General features: G+C 46.0%; 1 protein-coding gene. It reads right to left on the minus strand.

What is annotated here, in order from left to right; translation table 11 throughout:
- On the minus strand, positions 1-633 hold a 633-nt coding region (locus tag R7E78_RS27275), incomplete at its 3' end, for an FAD-binding protein (protein ID WP_318058770.1).
- Between the last annotated feature and the right edge of the window lie 30 nt (positions 634-663).

The following is a 663-nucleotide window of genomic DNA, read 5'->3' on the forward strand; positions in this document are numbered from 1 at the left end:
GATCTTGCTTGGGTCTAAATTACCTTCTTGCAGATTGTGAAGAATCTCTTCCGGCGTCTCACCCAAGCCATCAATACCAAGGTGATTTACTAGATGGAGGTTGCCCTGCTTATCGACCTGCGCGTAGATGGCAAGCTCAGTATATGCTGGGCCGCGTTTCATTAACGCACCGCCTAAGTTATTGGCAATTCCACCGATAACTGTCGCACCTAGTGATGAAAATCCAATAATAGAATGCGGCGCGCGGTTAACGGCTCTGAGTTCTTTTTCTAGTGAGTGTAGACTTGCACCGGGTAAGCACACCGCCTGTTTGCCACCATCCAGCAGATGAATTTTTTTGATTTTGGTAATGTTGATCACCACGACATCGCGGTCATAGTTGTTACCACTTGGTGCAGAGCCTTCTGTGAGACCTGTTTTCGCAGCCTGCATGATGATGATGCAGTTCGCCTCGACACACTGTTTAATGATCTTCCATTGTTCTAACAAAGTGTTAGGAAACACGACGGCAAGCGCTGTACCACTACCTGAGCGAAAACCTGAGCGGTAGTATTTGGTTTTAACCTGATCGGTCAGGACATTCTCTTCCCCGACTATCGTTTTAAATTCTTCTATCAGCTGCTTTTGTTTCATATCCGTATCTCTAGTTATTTTGCATCACTC

Source organism: Vibrio sp. YT-19(2023), assembly GCF_033337395.1.